Source organism: Fischerella muscicola PCC 7414, assembly GCF_000317205.1.
Lineage (GTDB): Bacteria > Cyanobacteriota > Cyanobacteriia > Cyanobacteriales > Nostocaceae > Fischerella > Fischerella muscicola.
This window is the reverse complement of sequence record NZ_AJLK01000205.1, coordinates 1-2,284: the sequence shown is the minus strand read 5'-3', so window position 1 is coordinate 2,284 and position 2,284 is coordinate 1. Positions and strand designations below refer to the sequence as shown.

Annotated in this window: 2 protein-coding genes; both read left to right on the top strand. The window is 41.0% G+C overall.

Annotated elements, in window-relative coordinates; genetic code table 11:
- A partial coding sequence (locus tag UYI_RS0130800; RefSeq protein WP_016870539.1) for a BamA/TamA family outer membrane protein occupies nt 1–808 on the top strand: 808 nt, incomplete at its 5' end.
- Between the two features lie 308 nt (nt 809–1,116).
- Entirely contained in the window at nt 1,117–1,995 is an 879-nt protein-coding gene (locus UYI_RS33790) for an ATP-binding response regulator (protein ID WP_016870538.1), read from the top strand.
- Nucleotides 1,996–2,284 lie beyond the last annotated feature (289 nt).

Below are 2,284 nucleotides of genomic sequence, written 5' to 3'. Positions count from 1 at the left end.
AAAAACAAATGGCGATCGCCCCCGTGTTCTCCGTCTCGGTGGCGGTGTCACCTTTACCCGTCCCCTGAGCAATAATCCTTACAAAAATTCTGAATGGACGGCTTCAGCAGGCTTGCAGTATCAACGAGTTTCCACCCGTGATGCCAATGGAAACATCAGAAAAGAAGGAACGGTGTTCAAGAATGGAGCGCCCACAGAACTGGTTCCACTTAGCAAGTCTGGACAAGGTGAAGACGATTTGCTACTTTTGCAACTAGGGGTACAACGCGATCGCCGTAATAATCCCTTACAACCCACTAGCGGTTCTTATCTCCGCCTCGGAGTTGATCAGTCAGTACCAGTAGGACTAGGCAATATTTTTCTCAGCAGGTTGCGAGGTAACTATAGCCAGTATTTTCCTGTCAACTTTATTAGTCTTACCAAAGGGCCACAAACTTTAGCATTTAACTTGCAGGGTGGAACTATTCTTGGTGACTTGCCTCCTTACGAAGCCTTTACCCTTGGTGGTAGTAACTCCGTTCGGGGTTATCAAGAAGGAGGATTAGGTAGTGGACGTACTTACATACAAGCCTCGGCTGAGTATCGCTTCCCCATTTTCTCAGTCGTCAGTGGCGCACTATTTTTTGATATTGGTAGTGATTTCGGAAGTAATACCAAGCCAGCTGAGGTACTGAACAAAAATGGTAGTGGCTACGGTTATGGTCTTGGTGTGCGCGTACAATCGCCACTAGGGCCAATTCGCATTGACTACGGCATCAATGGCGATGGTGACAATCGCATCAATTTTGGGATTGGCGAAAGGTTTTAGGTTTTCAGCAGTCAGTAAAAATGTATTGTTTACACTGACTGCTGATTATTTTATTTGAGTTTATCTTTGCTTGCAAGCTCAAGTTTTCAATGAAGGGAATACCTCATTGAAAAAAATAATAACCAAACTAAGAACCTAATTTCAAGACTAAGTTTATAACGTCACAAGATTGACAAATAATTGTCATACTAAGTTTTTAATATACACAGTTTAGAAGGACATAGGAGAAGGTAGATTAAAAAACTGTAGCTTTAAAAAGTATATGAACGGATGACGCAGATAGCATTAGTAAAGAATTAGGATTGAGCATGGCTTATTTGATCAATCTCTGGCCGATTAGACAACTTTATCACCTGAGTCGCGATCGCTTAACTCGCTATATTGTTGCAGTTATATCAGTTGTAGTCGCACTACTGCTGACACTGCTGCTACAGTCTTTGGTAAAATCAACAGTAATTAGTCTTTTAGAAAATTATGAGTTAGCAGACTCAACACAAAAATTCGCTCAAATTCAGGTGAAAGATACAGGTATAGGTATCAAGCCTGAGTTTATACCTCATGTTTTTGAATCTTTTCGCCAAGCAGATAACGCTACAACGAGGAATTTTGGTGGGCTAGGTTTGGGACTAGCAATTGTTCGCCACTTAGTAGAACGTCACAGTGGTACTGTTGAAGCTCAAAGCATGGGAGAAGGACAAGGCGCAACTTTCATTGTCAGACTACCACTTCTACAAGATAGGGAGGAGATAGAGAAAAATCATAATTCAAAAGCCATTTCACATTTAACTTGTGCTTCATCACTTTTAGCAGGCTTAAAAGTTTTAGTAGTAGATGATGAACCTGATATTCGGGAGTTGCTTGTTTTTATCCTAGAACAACACGGGATGAACGTCTCTACAGCTGCATCGACTGAACAAGCATTACAATTTCTGGCAAATTCAGAGCAAGATTTACTTATCAGCGATATTGGTATGCCAAATGTAAATGGTTATATGCTGATACAGGAAATTAGAGCGAGTGAAGTAAGACAATATAGCCAGATTCCAGCGATCGCTTTAAGTGGTTATGCCCGTGAATTAGATAAAAAACAGGCGCAGTCGGCAGGTTTTCAAAAAAGTTTAGCTAAACCTGTAGAACAAGCTGAGTTAATTGCAGCTATTGCAAATCTCACAGGGCGGAGTTTTTAAGATTTATTGGGTTTAGACTGGCTTTACCTGGGCAATGGGCTACGCCTTGCTATGAGCGATGCTTCCGGCAACATCGCATTTTAAATATAGTTGAATCCCACTAAGCACACTGAAGATTCAGTTTAATTCACAGACAGTTTTTAAACTACCCATTCATCTCCTACCATACCTGCAAAATTGACAGTGAGATGAATGAGCCTTTTCAAATAAATCTACTGTTGAAATACTTTTCGGAGATTATTGACTTCACCTTGTACAGGTGCGGCAAGCAGACTATATTCAGTAGGAG

Excerpts from the sequence above, each read along its gene's own strand:
- UYI_RS33790 (WP_016870538.1), top strand. The coding sequence starts at position 1,117 with ATGGCTTATTTGATCAATCTCTGGCCGATTAGACAACTTTATCACCTG.